The organism is Clostridium sp. (assembly GCF_036643715.1).
Classification (GTDB): domain Bacteria; phylum Bacillota; class Clostridia; order Clostridiales; family Clostridiaceae; genus Clostridium.
Genome location: NZ_JAVXRL010000011.1, coordinates 1 through 15,577 on the forward strand (window position 1 = coordinate 1; position 15,577 = coordinate 15,577).

A 15,577-nucleotide genomic window follows, 5' to 3' on the forward strand; every position below is an offset into this window, starting at 1 on the left:
AATATAAATAATTATGAAATAGAATATAATTGGCAATTATTAAAGGGTGTATATCATTTAATGCCTATTTTTGAAAAAAGAAATTTAGAAAAACTTCATCATGCATATGCACCGCAGGTTAAGCCAAGTGAATTTGTATCTATGATTATTTCGTTGACACCAATAGACATGGCTAAAGATTTTGTTGATTTTGTATATGGAAAAGATACAATAACAAATGAAGAAATTAATAGGGGCGTGTTATTCGCTTGTATATTCATGCCAGAAGTTGCTGATATATGCATTAAAAAAGGTATTAAAAATTCTGATGAATTAGCTACGATATTTAAAAGCGGTATAATAGGAAAAGATTACAAAAATATAGCTAATGAAATATCTGAGGTTGAGATTAAGGCTATTAAATCAGGAAAGTTAATATTTAAAGGCGATGAGGCTAATATTCACTTTAAAAAACACGGGAAGGAAATAATGGATGCTTTAGGTAAAAGTAAATATAATATTAAAGATTATATTAATGATGCTAATTATGTGGTACAAAATGGAATGTATGTTCCAGAGTTAAATGGATTTGTTCGTTTATTAGGAGGGAAGGGGAGTGCAAAATATGGATTTGTAGGACTTGATAGGGCAACTGGAAATATTACTACATTTCATATTAAAACTGTATCAGAATTAATAAAAAAAGCTCCGAGTTTGGGGCTTGGTAAGTAACGGGAGGTGAAATATGGTTATAATAAGTAAAATAAGTATTATTTCAGAAACTTCATTAGAAGCTGAGGTTACAATTACTGATGGGTTTAATGAATTAGTGTGCTTTTCTCAGCCATGCAATTTTAAGTTAAATCAAAAGTTGATTGAACCTGTTTATTGTTTTAACAATAAACAGGTAGTTAGGTACTCTGGGAATGAGTACCAAATAGAAAAATTAAAAGAGCCATTAGCTTATAATTTAGTTGGTAAGCTTATAGATAAAAAAAATTGTTTAATTAAAATAGGAGAAATATCATTACAACTTGAAGAGTATTCTATTCCAAAAGACGTTTTAGAAAATGAATATATAAGATTTTATTGTCAGAGAATAGATATTTATTGATTTCTAAAATACAAATATCTAAATTGAAGGCTGTGCTTTATTATATCAGGCAGGTGATATTTAATACGATACTGAAATGTAATAAGTTTATAGAAACTGAAGTCATAAGTAATAAATATTAAATTAGAGTTAGGGATATTATAATGAGTAAAACTAGTTTCCCTAGAACTAAATTTGAAAAAATTAATAAGAATAATATTAAGATAGGATAATTGTAAATGGATTTTGCGATTATCCTATTTTAAATAATATTAGTAAATAGAAGAAAAGTTTAAAATACTTATTGAGCCAAGGCCTGAGAAGAGCGATGTTCATATAACTTAACAGATCGTGGGAATACAACTGGGGGGATTGTTATGAAGAAGATAAGTAAGAAGTCAATTTTAATAGTTTTAATTTTTATAATAATAGTAATTGTTACAGGTGGAATAATGTATTACGAGAAATTTAGTAATTTTAAAGTTATGAATGACTTTAAAGCTTATAAAAAAGGGTACATAAATAAATGTGAGGATTATATTTTATTAGATAGAAAAGAGAGCTATAATGCTATATTAAATGAAGCAAATGAAATAATTAAAGATAATGATATTAAAGATATTCCAAAGGTTAAGGGAAAGATGGTATATTTATTAATTAAGATTGGTAAAGAGAATAGAATTAAGGTTAATATGCAATTTGTTGAACTAAATAAGATTGATTTTAATTCTTTAGATGATAAAAAAAGGCTACTTATTAATTCTAAAAAGGTTCTTATAAAGGAGCTTATTAATGAAGATAAATTTGTTATGGCAGAATTTGAAATTAATCAGCTTAAGGAGTATATACAATTTGAACTTAGCAAAAATAAATAAATGGTTTAAAATTTCATTTTCAAACAGAAGTAAATGTTACAAATACGATGTAGTTTATTAAAAATAATATATATATAATTAAATATAAGTAGAAAAGAAGATGAGGTTAGAAGTATGGAATTAAACAAAGATTGTATAAGGATATTACAGTATCTCATAGAAAAAGATGACTATGTGGAAATAGATGAAATAGCAAAAGAGTATAAAGTTACAAATAGAGCAATTCGATATAAGATTGATAAAATAGAAAATTTTCTAGTGAAAAATGGATTCGAATATTTAGATAAAAAATATAAAAAAGGTGTGAAAGCACCAAATGATAAGAAGTTAAAAGAATTCGTTAAAAAATTTGCTGGAGAGTACACTCCTTATAAGTACGTATATTCAAAAGAAGAAAGGTTTGTATATATGCTACTTAAATTATTACAAGCTAATAAACCAGTAAAAATCAAATACTTTGAAGAAAAGTTATGTGTTTCAAGAAATACTTTATTAAAGGAATTAGATTATATAGATAATTGGTTTAAAGAGCATAATTTAGAACTAGTAAGAAAACCAAAAGTTGGTTTATTAGTTAAAGGTGATGAAATAGATAAAAGAAATGCATCAGGAAGTATATTATCTAAAACAATTTCATCAGAAGATTTATTAAACTATGTTTCAAGAAAGACAATTCAATCAAAAATAAATAATCTTCAATTTGATACTTTATTTTCTGATATTGATATAGATTTTATTGATGGATTAATAAAGAGAGCTGAATTTGAACTAAAAAGAGAATTTAGTGATGAGGCCTATGGGGGACTTATTACTCATTTAGCAATAATGATTAAGAGAGTTCAACTTAATAAAAGTATATACTTACCTAATATAAATGAGGACTTTGTATTAGAAACAAAAGAATATGAAGTAGCTAAAGAAATTATACGTAAAATAGAAAACCATTACAGTATTAGAATCCCAAAAGAAGAGATTAATTATATAGTAATACATCTTCTAGGTGCAAAGGTATTAAAAGATAGTATTAATTATGATGAAAGATATGAAGAGAGCGAACTTTATAATGTTATAAATTCAATGACAGATTATATCGAGACATATTACAATATAAGCTTTGATGAAGAGAGAAAAGGACTTACAGAAGGTCTAATTCTTCATTTAAGACCGTCTATTTATAGAATCAAATATGGTTCAAGACTTATAAATCCCTTATTCGATGAAATAAAAACAAAACATGAAGAGTTATTTAAAAAGGTACAAATAGCTAGTAAATATTTAGAAGAATTTATTGGATCTGAACTTGGTGAGCATGAAATATCTTATATAGTGCTTCATTATGCAGCCGCTCTTAGACAATATAATGAAAGAAAAAGTAATAAAGCTAAAATTATAATTGTATGTGGTACTGGAATTGGTACATCAAAAATGATTGGAGCTAGTATATGTGAGAGATTTCATGTTGAAATTATAGGAACATATGCAAGTCGTAATATTGATAGGCATTTAATTGAAAACTGTGATTACGTAATCAGTACAATAGATATACAAGCTCTTTCAAGTGAAGAGTATATAAAAGTAAGTCCATTGATGAGTGAAAATGATTATTTAAAACTTGAAAAACATCTTATAGGAAAAGTTACAAATGACAATGAAGATAATGAAATAGAAATAGTAAATCGTATTATGGATACGATTAAAAAGCATTGTACTGTTTGTGATGAAGAACAATTGAAATATGAAATTTTATATGAAATTAAAAGAAAAGAAGAAAAGAAGCCTAAAAATAATAGAAAGCTATCTTTAACAGATTTTATTAAGAAAGATATGATAGAACTTAAGCTTAATCTTAAAGATTATGAGGATGTTATTTTAAATGGTGTCAAGCCTTTAGTTAATAATAAATATGTTACAGAAAAATATGGAGAAGAAATTATAAAAAATTTAAAAGAACTAGGTCCATATATGGTTATTGCCCCTGGGATTTGCTTAGCACATGCAGATTTAAGAGGAGATATTAATAGAACTTCAATGAGTTTTATTAATTTAAAGTATCCAGTTAAGTTTAATAGTGAATTTAACGATCCAGTAAAAATTGTTTTAACATTTGCAAGCAAGGATAAAGAATCTCATTTAAACGCATTATTAGAATTTATGGATTTAATAAATAATCCAGCAGACTTAAAAAAGCTTAAAAATACTTCTTCAAAAGATGAAGTTTTAAATATATTTGCTAAGTATAAGAAAAATTAAAATTCTAATTTATTTATAAGGAGGAAAAGTATATGAAAAAAGAAGAAATACTATTTTTAACTGAAAAGTGCAAAAAGGTTAGAAGACTTATAATTGAGGAAATACATAGTGTGGGAAAGGGGCATTACGGTGGTAGTCTTTCTATAGTTGAAGTTTTAGTTCTTTTATATAACAAAGAAATGAATATAGACGTTAATAATTCAAAGATGGAAGGAAGAGATAGACTTGTATTATCAAAAGGTCATGCAGGTCCAGCTCTTTATGCAACTCTTGCGGATAAAGGATATATAAAGGAAGAAGATCTACTTACTTTAAATAAAGAAAATACATTACTTCCAAGTCACTGTGATATGAATAAAACTAATGGAATTGATATGACAACAGGATCACTTGGACAAGGTATAAGTTGTGCAGTTGGAATGGCAAAAGCATCAAAGATAAAAGATGATAATGCATATATTTATTGCATAATTGGAGATGGAGAATGTGATGAAGGACAAGTATGGGAAGCAGCTCTTGCAGCGCCAAATTTTAAACTTAATAATTTAATAGTATTTTTAGATTATAACAAATTACAATTAGATGGAACTTTAAATGATATTGTAAAAATGGATCCTATAGATAAGAAGTGGGAAGCTTTCTCATGGTTTACTCAAAGTGTGGACGGACATAATGTAGATGAAATTCATAAAGCAATAGAAAATGGAAAAGCTCAAGATAAGCCAAGCTTAATTATTTTAAACACTATTAAAGGAAAAGGTGTAACTGTAATAGAAAATGCAGGATACAAAAACCATAGTATGGGACTTACTGATGAAGAAATGAAAATAGCTATAGAAGAATTAAAGTAGGAGGTATTTATTATGGAAATGAGAAAAGTATTATGTGATACAATGACAGAACTTATGGGGGAACATGAAAATATAGTTTTTATGGATGCAGATTTAGCAGAGGCTAATGGAACTATGCCACTTAGAAAATTATTTCCAAAGAGAGCCTTCGATGTTGGGATAAGTGAGCAAAATATGGCTAGTATGGCAGCTGGAATGAGTGCATATGGAATGAATCCTTATATATGTACATTTACAGCATTTTCAACAAGAAGAATATGTGATCAAATTGCTATATCAATGTGCTATGCAAAGCAAAATATTAAAATAATAGGAACGGATGCAGGTATTGCTTCAGAGTTAAATGGTGGAACTCATATGAGCTTTGAAGACATTGGTGTTTTAAGAAGTATACCAGGAGTTACAATTATTGATGTTTGTGATGAAGTTGAACTTAGAAAAGTATTAATTGATACAGTAAATTTTGAAGGTGTACTATATATAAGGATGCCAAGAAAACAAGTGCCTAAAGTATATGAAGAGGAGAGTAAATTTTCACTTCTTAAAGGCAATATTTTAAGAGATGGTAATGATGTAACCATATTTACTACTGGTATTATGACAAACAAGGCATTAGAAGCTTATGACATTCTTAAAAAAGAAGGTATTAATGCGGAAGTTATAGCCCTTCATGCTATAAAACCTATAGATAAAGATATTATTATTAAATCACTTAAAAAGACTAAGAAAGCAGTAACTTGTGAAAATCATAATATTATTGGTGGATTATATAGTTCAGTTTGTGAAATTGCCTGTAGTGAAATACCATCATTAATTAAAGGAATAGGAGTTAAAGATCACTTTGGTGAAGTTGGTAATATGAAGTTCTTATCAAATAAGTATTCAATGACATCAGAAGATATAGCGAATAAGTGTAAAGAGATTATATAATTTATTAGTTCAATATTTCATTTTTAAATTGACACAGAAGGTCATGTAAACCTATTCAAAATATTAGCTTTAAATAATATAATAAAAACAAGTTAAGGGAATTAACTTAAAAGGAAGAAAAAAACATGAGTTGAAAGGAAAGGTTATGTTAGGAGAGTTAGTCACTAAAGATTTAATAAAAGTAAATGAAGAATGTGATGATTGGAAAGATGCAATAGGAGTTGGAGTAGAACTTTTAGAAAATAAGGGAGTTGTTGAAAACCGTTATAAAGATGCAATAATAAGTAATTTCAAAGAACTTGGCCCTTATATGGTGATAGCTCCTGGAATTGTACTTTCACATGCAAGGCCAGAAGGTGGTGTTAATGAAACAGGTATAAGCATAGTAACATTAAAAAAACCTTTGAATTTTGGGAATGAACAAAATGATCCAGTAAAATTAGTTGTAACATTAGCAGCTAAAGATAATGAGAACCATATGGAATTATTAGCAGGCTTAATGGAAATGTTCTTGAATGCAGAAGATCTAAAAAATGTATTACAAGCTAGTAATCAAAATGAAGTTTACGAAATTATGCAAAAGTATAATTAAAAATATAAGATGAAAATTTAGGAGGGAATTGTTATGAAAATATTAGTATGTTGCGGAAGTGGACTTGGAAGTAGTTTTATGATTGAAATGAATATAGAGAAAGTTTTAAAGGAACTTGGAGTTACAGGCGTTGACTTAAGTCACTCAGATCTTTCATCAGCAAAGGGAACAAATGCAGACATATATGTAGGAACTAGAGATATTGCAGTAAGATTAGAAGGACTTGGAGGAGAAGTTGTTTCTTTAAACAATATGATAGATATGAAGGAATTAAAAGAAAAATTAACAGAAGCATTAAAAAAGAAAAATGTTATATAAGAAATTGTTTTAATTAAGCAGATTTACATTTAAATTTTAAGTGTAAATCTGCAAAATACATAATTAAATATTTAATGGGGAGATGAATCAGAGATGTTAAAATTCTTACTAGACATATTAAGTACACCAGCTATACTAGTTGGATTTGTTGCTTTAATCGGACTTATATTTCAAAAAAAATCTGTATCTGATTGTATAACTGGAACTATTAAAACAATAATGGGATTCTTAGTACTAGGTGGAGGAGCAACAATTGTTGTTGGAGCCTTAGATGCCTTTGGTAAAATGTTTGAATATGGGTTTGGAATTACAGGTATAGTTCCAAATAATGAAGCTATTGTCGGAATGGCATTAGTTGATTATGGTACTCAAACAGCACTAATAATGGCACTTGGAATGATTGTTAACATTTTAATCGCTAGATATACTAAACTTAAATATATTTTCTTAACAGGACATCATACATTATACATGGCATGTATGCTTGCAGCTATATTAATAGCAGGTGGAATGAATGGAGTACCACTTGTACTTATTGGAGCACTGCTTCTAGGATTTATAATGGCATTAATGCCAGCACTGGCACAACCAATAATGAGGAAAATAACAGGGGTTGATGATATAGCCTTTGGTCACTTTGGAACAGTTGGATATCTTTTATCAGCAGGAGTTGGTAAACTAGTAGGAAAAGGATCTAAATCTACAGAAGAAATGAATGTACCTCAAGGTTTAACTTTCTTAAGAGATACATCAGTTGCTATAAGTTTAACTATGCTTATTCTTTATATAATTGTTGCAGTAGCAGCAGGTCCTGCATATGTTGAAGAACAATTAAGTGGAGGACAAAATTTCATAGTATTCTCAATAATACAAGCTATCACATTTGCTGGTGGAGTTTATGTAATACTTGCAGGTGTTAGATTAATTCTTGGTGAAATAGTACCAGCATTCAGAGGAATTGCAATGAAACTTGTACCAAATGCTAAACCAGCATTAGACTGTCCAGTTGTATTCCCATATGCACCAAATGCAGTGTTAATAGGATTCCTAGCTAGCTTCGTTGGTGGAATAGTTGGAATGTTTATATTAATAGCACTTGATGCACCAGTAATTTTACCAGGAGTTGTACCACACTTCTTCTGTGGAGCAACAGCTGGAGTATTTGGTAATGCAACAGGAGGTAAGAGAGGAGCAATACTTGGAGCATTTGCAAATGGTCTTCTTATAACATTCTTACCAGCATTGTTATTACCATCATTAAGTGGGCTTGGCTATACAGCTACAACATTTAGTGATGCAGACTTTGGTGTAATTGGAATAATAATAGCTAAAATAGTAGCGGTATTCGCACTATAAAAGTTAAAATAATATAAAAAAGCCTAAAAATATTTTGGTAACTGTAAAAATAAGCTAAGAAATTCTAAATCTTATTTTAAATGTTAACCTCCATATTTTTAGGCTTTTATTGTTAAATTTATTGTTGATTCTGTTTTAATTCAAAATATTTATTGTTTATCTTTCCATCAAGAGTAGGAGATAATCCATTCATATATTTTAAAATACTGTTACCTTTATCACCTGTTGCAAGTGTTGGAACATAATCATTTTTATTAGTAACAGAAGAAATAGTAGCTGGAAGAACTTCATATTCCATATTAGAAAGTTCATCACCAACAAAGTTAAGCTTTGTTTTAAGTATGAAAGTTCTCATATCAGATGGATTAGAATTCCCACCAAAGCAGAAGTTACCAAGTGAGTATGCAATTAATTTACCTTTATAGTTTTCAAGTGATTGAATAACGTGAGGATGAGATCCTACAACCATATCAGCACCAGAATCTATAGCAAAATGAGCAAGGTCAATTTGATATTCAGAAGGCTTACTATCCCTTTCTATACCCCAGTGGAAATAAGGAATAATAACTTGAACTCCATCCTTCTTTAAAGCATCAATATCGTTTTTAATCTTCTCTTTAGTTTTAGCACTATTATCCCAAGCTTGATATCCTAAGAAACCAAACTTAATTCCTTTAATTTCAGTTACGATTTTATGGCCTTCACCAGTTATATCAATTTTATTTTTCTCGAGTGTGGCAATAGTATCATTGAAACCTTGAGTTCCATAATCATAAATATGATTATTAGCTACAGTTACTCCTTCAATTGATGATGAAGTTAATATATTTGCATAGGAAGCAGGTCCTTTAAAATGGAATTGAACAGAGCCACCTTTATCTTTTTTTTGAGTAGCATTAGTAAATGTTGTTTCTAAATTAACTAATGTATAATCATCATCTTCAAAAACTTTTTTCACATTTCTAAGTAAAGATGAGTAATCATTACCTGATGCTGACACTGCAGCAGGAAGACTAGTTTGCTTATTAAATGTATCATCTGTACCTAATGTAAAGTCGCCAGCCATAGTTAAAACTACATCCTTTTTCTCCTTTGACTTTGCATCTTCTAAAGCTTTAGCATCATCTTTTTCCTTTTGATCTTTAGCAGATTGTGCATCTAACTGTTCCTGCTTTGCAGCTTCATTTTTCTTATGAGTTCTATATGTACTTATTCCATAGTAAGCGCCACCTAAAACTAATAAAATTAAAACTACAAAAATTATTCTATTTCTTAATATTTTTCTACGTCTTTGACGAGATTTTAAAGAGTTTCTAGCAAACTTTATATTATTTTTATTTCTGGCCAAATTTATCCACCCCTTGTATATTTTGATAACGATATTATAGCATAACCAATTAAAGTATAAGAAGTTTTATTTACTTTTTATACAATATTATAGAAAAAAGTTAAAATTCAAAGTTAAGGTTTACAAAATAATTTAAATGGTTTATTATGAAAATATAAATTTATTGGTATGAATTTAAAAGATACCAATAAAATATGGTTTATTAGGAGGATAATATTATGAGATTTCCACATGATTTTTTATTTGGAGCAGCATCAGCTTCATACCAGGTAGAGGGAGCTTGGGACAGAGATGGTAAAGGGCTTTCCAATTGGGATGTGTTTTCTAAAATACCAGGCAAAACATTTGAAGGAACAAATGGTGATGTAGCAGTAGATCACTATAATAGATATAAGGAAGATGTAAAGTTAATGGCAGAGATGGGACTTGAATCATATAGATTTTCAATTTCATGGCCAAGAATTCTTCCAAATGGAGATGGAGAAGTAAATTTAAAAGGAATTGAGTTTTATAATAATTTAATAGATGAGTGCTTAAAATATGGTATAGTTCCATTTGTAACATTATATCACTGGGATTTACCACAAGTATTAGAAGAACAAGGTGGTTGGACAAATAAAAAGACTATAGATGCTTTTGTAAACTATGCAGATATTTGCTTTAAAGCCTTTGGTGATAGAGTAAAGCACTGGATAACTTTTAATGAAACAGTTGTTTTTTGTAAGCTAGGATATATACTTGGAGCGCATCCACCAGCAATCCAAAATGATGAGAAGAAATATTTTGATGCTATACACAACGTATTTGTGGCACATGCAAAATCAGTTAGTATTTATAAAGATTTAAAACAGTATGGTGAGATTGGAATAACGAATGTATTTAACCCAGCATATCCAATTGATAATAAAGAAGATAATATAATTGCAGCAGAACATGCTAATAATTATGATACTTACTGGTATTATGATCCAATACTTAAGGGGGAATACCCAGAGTATGTAATTAAAGAGTTAGAAAAGAGAGGCTCTACTCCAGATTGGACAGAGGAAGAACTTAAAATATTAAAAGAAAATGCAAGTAAAAATGATTTTATGGGGCTTAATTATTATCAACCTCAAAGGGTCGCTAAGAATTATGAAAAGTTAGACTCTGTAAGTCATTCAAGAGAAAATTCAACTGGAGCTGCAGGAAGTATTTCATTTGACGGTTTTTATAAAACTGTTATGATGGAAGATAAGAAGTATACTAAATGGGGATGGGAAATATCACCTGAAGGATTCTTAGAGGGACTTAGAATGTTAAAAGCTAGATATGGAGATGTGAAACTTTATATTACCGAAAATGGTCTTGGTGATGAAGATCCAATTATTGAAGATGAAATTATGGATATTCCAAGAATTAAGTTTATAGAAGAACATTTAAAAGTTGTTAAAGAAGCCATTGAAGAGGGAATTAATTTAAAAGGATATTATGCTTGGTCAGTTATTGATTTATTAAGTTGGCTTAATGGATATAAAAAGCAATATGGATTTATATATGTAGACCATAAGAATAACTTAGTGAGAAAGAAGAAAGCATCATTCTATTGGTATAAAAATGTAATTGAAACAAGAGGAGAAAATTTATAAACTTTAGGAGTGAGAAGCTATAAATGGCAGCAAAATATAAAGAGATTGCAGAAGTAATTGAAAGAAATATTAAAAGTAAAATATATGATGATAAAAAGAAACTTCCAACTGAAGAAGAACTAATGAAAGAGTTTGAATCAAGCAGGAATACAATAAGAAAAGCTATTGATATTCTTGTAAGCGAGGGTCATATTTATAGAGTTCAAGGAAGTGGGGTTTTTATAAGAGAGACGTCAAAAGAAGGGTATTTAACCCTTGGGGATATGAAAGGATTTACTTCAGAATTTAAAAGTAAAGAAGTGAGGACTAAAGTTATATATTTGAGAATTATTTTGGCTGATGATGAACTAGCAGAGAAAATGAAGTGTGATAAAGGCACAGAAATATATAAGGTTAAACGTATAAGAATAATAGATAATTTAGAAGTAGCTGTGGAGTATGCATACTATATTAAAAATATTGTACCTTATTTAAATGAGGAGATAGCAAAAACTTCAATATATAAGTATATAACGGAAGGACTTAAACTTAATATTGGCTTTGCAGATAAAATTATATACTGCGAAAAGTTAAATAAGGGAACAGCAGAAATCTTAAAACTAGATGATGGAGATCCAGCACTTGTAATAGAGGATACTGTATATTTAACTAATGGACATGTATTTAATCTTTCTAAAAATATTTTCAATTACAAAGAAGCAAAGCTTTTAAGCCTTACAAATTATAAATAAAATAAAATTGCCCCTGATGTATCAATTGGAACATCAGGGGCAAAAATTATGAGAAAAATGGCTTAATATTTTATTATATTATTTTTTAAAAAGTTCTTTCCAAGTGTTTTTGCCAACAATTCCATCAGCTGTTAGCTTTCTAGATTTCTGGAATTTTATAATTGCAGCCTTTGTTGATGATCCAAATGATCCATCAGCACCATATGATCCTACAGAATATCCAAGAGAGATTAGTCTAGATTGTAGTATCTTTGTAATGCCACCTTTTGAACCTTCTTTAACTGTAATACACTTATTTAAGGTAGATTGTCCAAATAAACCATCAACAGTTAGATTTGCATTAACTTGTGAATTTAATTCTCTTTGAAGTGATTTAACTAAATCGCCACTTATTGATAATTGCCAAAGTTCCTTGAGGGTATTATTAGAAGTTGAACCAGTACTTGGTTTGCTTGGAGCAGTAGTAATTACTGGAACTTTTTTACCACATATATATTCTGCTATAGTTTTTGATATAGTATCGAATCCTAAACGTCTGTAAAGTGCAACATCATCAGTAGCTTCAACGAAACAAATTTCTAATATCATAGAAGGCATAGAAGTGGCTCTTAATTCATATAAGCCAGGATCAGCTTTTACGCCTCTATTTTTGAAACCAAGTGAAGCAAGAGCACTCATTGCAGAATTTGCTTCAGCAAAACTATTTTTATAAACAATAACCTCTGAGCCGATTGATCCGGTGTAATTTCTGTAAGCATTATTGAAATGACAACTTATAAATAAATCAGCACCAAAGGAAGTAGCCTTATTTACTCCATAAACTAAATCAGAACTAACATTATTATAAGAATCTGGTGGAGTCACATCTAAAACATTATGTCCTAAAAGTCTTAAATATTTTATTAGTGAATCCTTTATTTTTCTATCTTCAGTTGTTTCGTCAATAATTCCTCTTGCACCTGGAACGCTAAAATTATGCCCACCTCTAACTGCTATTTTCATAAAGCATCTCTCCTTTTTAACTTTCGATTATTATATATTATGAGTTAAATTTTAACAGTGTTACAGATGATATAATTAATAATTATATTTAGTTAACTATATATATTAAATAATAGATGTAGTTAAAATTCATAAATAATTAACTAACTGTATAAATTTTATTAATAATTTAAATGTATACTGTCTAACACTGTTATAAATATAATATATGCAACAGTACATTTATAGTATGGAGGAGAATGAATGTATGAACTTTAAACAAAAAAGGTTTTTTAAGTTTGGTGCAATAGTTGTAGCTATGAATATGCTTATAAATATAAGCTTTCCTAGTATATTTGCATTTGCAGAAAACTCGGGAATAGAACTTAATATTACATCAAATAAAGAGGCAGTTGAAAGTGGAGACAGAATTGAATTTACATTAGATTATCAAATTAAAGGGGGACCTGGAACTGTAAAGGAAGGAGATGAAATTAGATTTACATTACCAGATGATTTTAAAGATTTAACACCTGTACATCCTAAAGAACATTTTAAAGCTATAAGGAAAGAAGGCAATGCTGTTATTGCTACATTTGGAAAGGATGTTGATGATGCAATTGGAGGATATATCGCAATTAAAGCAACAGCTGGAAAGGTTGATAGTCCAAAGAAAGAAAAGGTTACAGTTGAATTAAATGGTATTGTAAAAAATCTTGATATAACAATAAAGCCGAACCCAGATGATAAGCCAGATCCACCACAGCCACCAAAACCAATTGATAGAGAACTTTTTAAAACAATAGATGGATACTCATGGCCAGAAGATGGGAAGATGCAAACTGTTGTAAACAATCCAGCAGTAGGAAAAACCGTAAATTACTCTATAAATATAAATGAAAAATTTTCTAATTTAAATAATGCTGTATTAACAGATAGAATGCCAGAAGGTATGAGCTTATTAGAAGATACAGTAAAAATTAAAGAGGTTAGAGCCGATGGTACATCAAAAGATGTAACAGATGAAATGAAAAGTGTAATTTCAAAATCACCAGATTTCCTACAAGTTAAATTTATAAATATAAGTAATGAATACATAGTACAATATACAACTAAAATAAAAACTCAAAAACTTAAATATGAAAATGTAGCAAATCTTCAAACTAAAGATGGTAATTTGCAAAGTTCTACTATAGTAAAAACAAAAGATGATGATACTATGATAACTAAAACAAGTTTTACTAATGACCAAGGAACGGATGAAAATGGTGAAAAACAAAATATAGTTAGTGGTGTTGGAGAGGAAGTAACTTACAGAATTGATATAAATCAGAATAATGCACAGATGAGTGATGCTATATTAGAGGACTTTATGCCTAATGGAATGAAACTCCTTCCAAATAGTATAGTTATATGGGAAAAAAATGCTGATGGTAGTCAAAATGAGGTTACAAGTTCATTTAAAGACAAAATAAAAATTGATAATAATATAATTACTGTAGATTTTGGAAATACAAGCAAAGGATACATTATAGGTTATAAGTTAAAAGTTGAAAGTATAGAAAAGGAATACAATAACAAAGCAAAATTAACGTATAACAAAACATCCAAAGAAGCTGATTCTGATGTTAAATATGAGATGAATGCAGGTGCAATTAATGCTCATAAATCAGTTGATAAAACTGAAATTAAGGATGGAGATAATAATATTGTAAACTATTCAATTGACTTTGATTGCTATGGATATTTTAATGCAAATTATATTAATTTGACAGACAAGATAGATAAAAGTGTTAAAATTTTAGATGTACAAGTTCCAAAAGAATTTACAGCAACAGTTGATAAAAATACTAATGAGATTAAGGTTGTAAATAATAAAGGCGGAATTGAGTATGGTCAAAAGTTAAAAGTTTTAATTAAAACTGATTTTAGCAATGTTAAAGGTGGAAGTAGTATACATAATATTGCAAAAATAAATAAATCAACTACTAATGAAGTTGTAACAAAAAAGGGTTACTCACTTTCATTTTATAAAGTGGATAGTAAAGATCCATCTAAGAAATTAGAAGGTGCTAAATTTAATCTTTTAGATAGTAATCATAATGTTATTAGTACATTGACTAGTGATAAAAATGGGCTAGTAACTTCAGCTTTAAGTAAAACAGGAGATTATTATATTAAAGAAGTACAGGCACCAAATGGATATATTTTAAATAGTAATGAAGTTAAATTTACAGTTAAAGATAGTGATATTGGTAATATAGTTAAACTACAAGATATGAAAAATGATTTGGATGTAGGATCAGTAGTTTTAACAAAAGTTAATAGTGATAACGGACAAGTATTAGAGGGAGCAATCTTTAAAGTAGTAGATAGCAATAATAAAATGGTTGCAGAAAACTTAACTACAGATAAAGATGGAAAGATTACAGTAGATAATCTTAAGCCAGGAAATTATTCATTCATTGAAACAAAAGCGCCAGAAGGATATAAGTTAAATAGTAACCCAATAGCTTTTGAAATAGTTGTGTCACAAAAGGATGTAGCGAAAGTAACAGCAAAGAATGAACTAATACCAGGGTCAGTAATATTAACAAAAGTTGATAGTGATAATGGTAAAACTTTAAGTGGAGCAATCTTTAAAG

Annotated in this window: 14 protein-coding genes; 12 read left to right on the top strand and 2 right to left on the bottom strand. The window is 28.8% G+C overall.

The genetic code is table 11. The features are described from left to right. From RSF37_RS04915 to RSF37_RS04955, 9 genes are all read left to right on the top strand, one after another. Positions 1–711: hypothetical protein (locus RSF37_RS04915; protein WP_332563283.1), on the top strand; the 711-nt coding region annotated here is incomplete at its 5' end. 13 nt (positions 712–724) lie between these two features. Continuing rightward, positions 725–1,093: a hypothetical protein gene (locus RSF37_RS04920; RefSeq protein WP_332563284.1), complete on the top strand. Its 369-nt coding sequence runs from the start codon at positions 725–727 to the stop codon at positions 1,091–1,093. Between the two features lie 356 nt (positions 1,094–1,449). Then, positions 1,450–1,947, top strand: a complete 498-nt coding sequence (locus RSF37_RS04925; protein WP_332563285.1) for a hypothetical protein — start codon at positions 1,450–1,452, stop codon at positions 1,945–1,947. Between the two features lie 114 nt (positions 1,948–2,061). Next, positions 2,062–4,197 carry a BglG family transcription antiterminator gene (locus RSF37_RS04930; RefSeq protein WP_332563286.1) on the top strand — a complete coding sequence of 712 codons (2,136 nt, stop codon included), beginning with the start codon at positions 2,062–2,064 and terminating at the stop codon, positions 4,195–4,197. A gap of 32 nt (positions 4,198–4,229) precedes the next feature. Beyond that, positions 4,230–5,048: a transketolase gene (locus RSF37_RS04935; RefSeq protein ID WP_332563287.1), complete on the top strand. Its 819-nt coding sequence runs from the start codon at positions 4,230–4,232 to the stop codon at positions 5,046–5,048. Between the two features lie 12 nt (positions 5,049–5,060). Beyond that, a complete protein-coding gene (locus RSF37_RS04940) occupies positions 5,061–5,978 on the top strand; it encodes a transketolase family protein (protein WP_332563288.1) in 918 nt (305 codons plus the stop codon). Positions 5,979–6,123: 145 nt separating this feature from the next. Beyond that, entirely contained in the window at positions 6,124–6,570 is a 447-nt protein-coding gene (locus RSF37_RS04945) for a PTS sugar transporter subunit IIA (protein WP_332563289.1), read from the top strand. Positions 6,571–6,603: 33 nt separating this feature from the next. Then, complete coding sequence (locus RSF37_RS04950) at positions 6,604–6,888, top strand: PTS sugar transporter subunit IIB (protein ID WP_332563290.1); 285 nt, start codon at positions 6,604–6,606, stop codon at positions 6,886–6,888. A gap of 93 nt (positions 6,889–6,981) precedes the next feature. Beyond that, positions 6,982–8,244 carry a PTS ascorbate transporter subunit IIC gene (locus RSF37_RS04955; protein WP_332563291.1) on the top strand — a complete coding sequence of 421 codons (1,263 nt, stop codon included), beginning with the start codon at positions 6,982–6,984 and terminating at the stop codon, positions 8,242–8,244. Positions 8,245–8,362: 118 nt separating this feature from the next. Here the strand turns inward: RSF37_RS04955 and RSF37_RS04960 are convergent, their stop codons facing one another. Beyond that, positions 8,363–9,598, bottom strand: coding sequence for a CapA family protein (locus tag RSF37_RS04960; protein WP_442878707.1), 1,236 nt, complete (start codon positions 9,596–9,598; stop codon positions 8,363–8,365). A gap of 212 nt (positions 9,599–9,810) precedes the next feature. Here RSF37_RS04960 and RSF37_RS04965 point away from each other — a divergent pair, with 212 nt between their 5' ends. Further along, positions 9,811–11,220 carry a GH1 family beta-glucosidase gene (locus RSF37_RS04965; protein WP_332563293.1) on the top strand — a complete coding sequence of 470 codons (1,410 nt, stop codon included), beginning with the start codon at positions 9,811–9,813 and terminating at the stop codon, positions 11,218–11,220. Between the two features lie 23 nt (positions 11,221–11,243). Continuing rightward, positions 11,244–11,951: a GntR family transcriptional regulator gene (locus RSF37_RS04970; protein ID WP_332563294.1), complete on the top strand. Its 708-nt coding sequence runs from the start codon at positions 11,244–11,246 to the stop codon at positions 11,949–11,951. Between the two features lie 78 nt (positions 11,952–12,029). Here the strand turns inward: RSF37_RS04970 and RSF37_RS04975 are convergent, their stop codons facing one another. Then, complete coding sequence (locus RSF37_RS04975) at positions 12,030–12,953, bottom strand: peptidoglycan-binding protein (protein ID WP_332563295.1); 924 nt, start codon at positions 12,951–12,953, stop codon at positions 12,030–12,032. Between the two features lie 247 nt (positions 12,954–13,200). On the opposite strand from RSF37_RS04975, the gene RSF37_RS04980 reads away from it, so the two are divergent. Beyond that, a partial coding sequence (locus tag RSF37_RS04980) for a SpaA isopeptide-forming pilin-related protein (RefSeq protein ID WP_332563296.1) occupies positions 13,201–15,577 on the top strand: 2,377 nt, incomplete at its 3' end.

Bases quoted from the DNA above. Each gene is read 5' to 3' on its own strand.
- RSF37_RS04920 (WP_332563284.1), top strand. From the start codon at position 725: ATGGTTATAATAAGTAAAATAAGTATTATTTCAGAAACTTCATTAGAA.
- RSF37_RS04925 (WP_332563285.1), top strand. From the start codon at position 1,450: ATGAAGAAGATAAGTAAGAAGTCAATTTTAATAGTTTTAATTTTTATA.
- RSF37_RS04930 (WP_332563286.1), top strand. From the start codon at position 2,062: ATGGAATTAAACAAAGATTGTATAAGGATATTACAGTATCTCATAGAA.
- RSF37_RS04935 (WP_332563287.1), top strand. From the start codon at position 4,230: ATGAAAAAAGAAGAAATACTATTTTTAACTGAAAAGTGCAAAAAGGTT.
- RSF37_RS04940 (WP_332563288.1), top strand. From the start codon at position 5,061: ATGGAAATGAGAAAAGTATTATGTGATACAATGACAGAACTTATGGGG.
- RSF37_RS04945 (WP_332563289.1), top strand. From the start codon at position 6,124: ATGTTAGGAGAGTTAGTCACTAAAGATTTAATAAAAGTAAATGAAGAA.
- RSF37_RS04950 (WP_332563290.1), top strand. From the start codon at position 6,604: ATGAAAATATTAGTATGTTGCGGAAGTGGACTTGGAAGTAGTTTTATG.
- RSF37_RS04955 (WP_332563291.1), top strand. From the start codon at position 6,982: ATGTTAAAATTCTTACTAGACATATTAAGTACACCAGCTATACTAGTT.
- RSF37_RS04965 (WP_332563293.1), top strand. From the start codon at position 9,811: ATGAGATTTCCACATGATTTTTTATTTGGAGCAGCATCAGCTTCATAC.
- RSF37_RS04970 (WP_332563294.1), top strand. From the start codon at position 11,244: ATGGCAGCAAAATATAAAGAGATTGCAGAAGTAATTGAAAGAAATATT.
- RSF37_RS04975 (WP_332563295.1), bottom strand. From the start codon at position 12,953: ATGAAAATAGCAGTTAGAGGTGGGCATAATTTTAGCGTTCCAGGTGCA.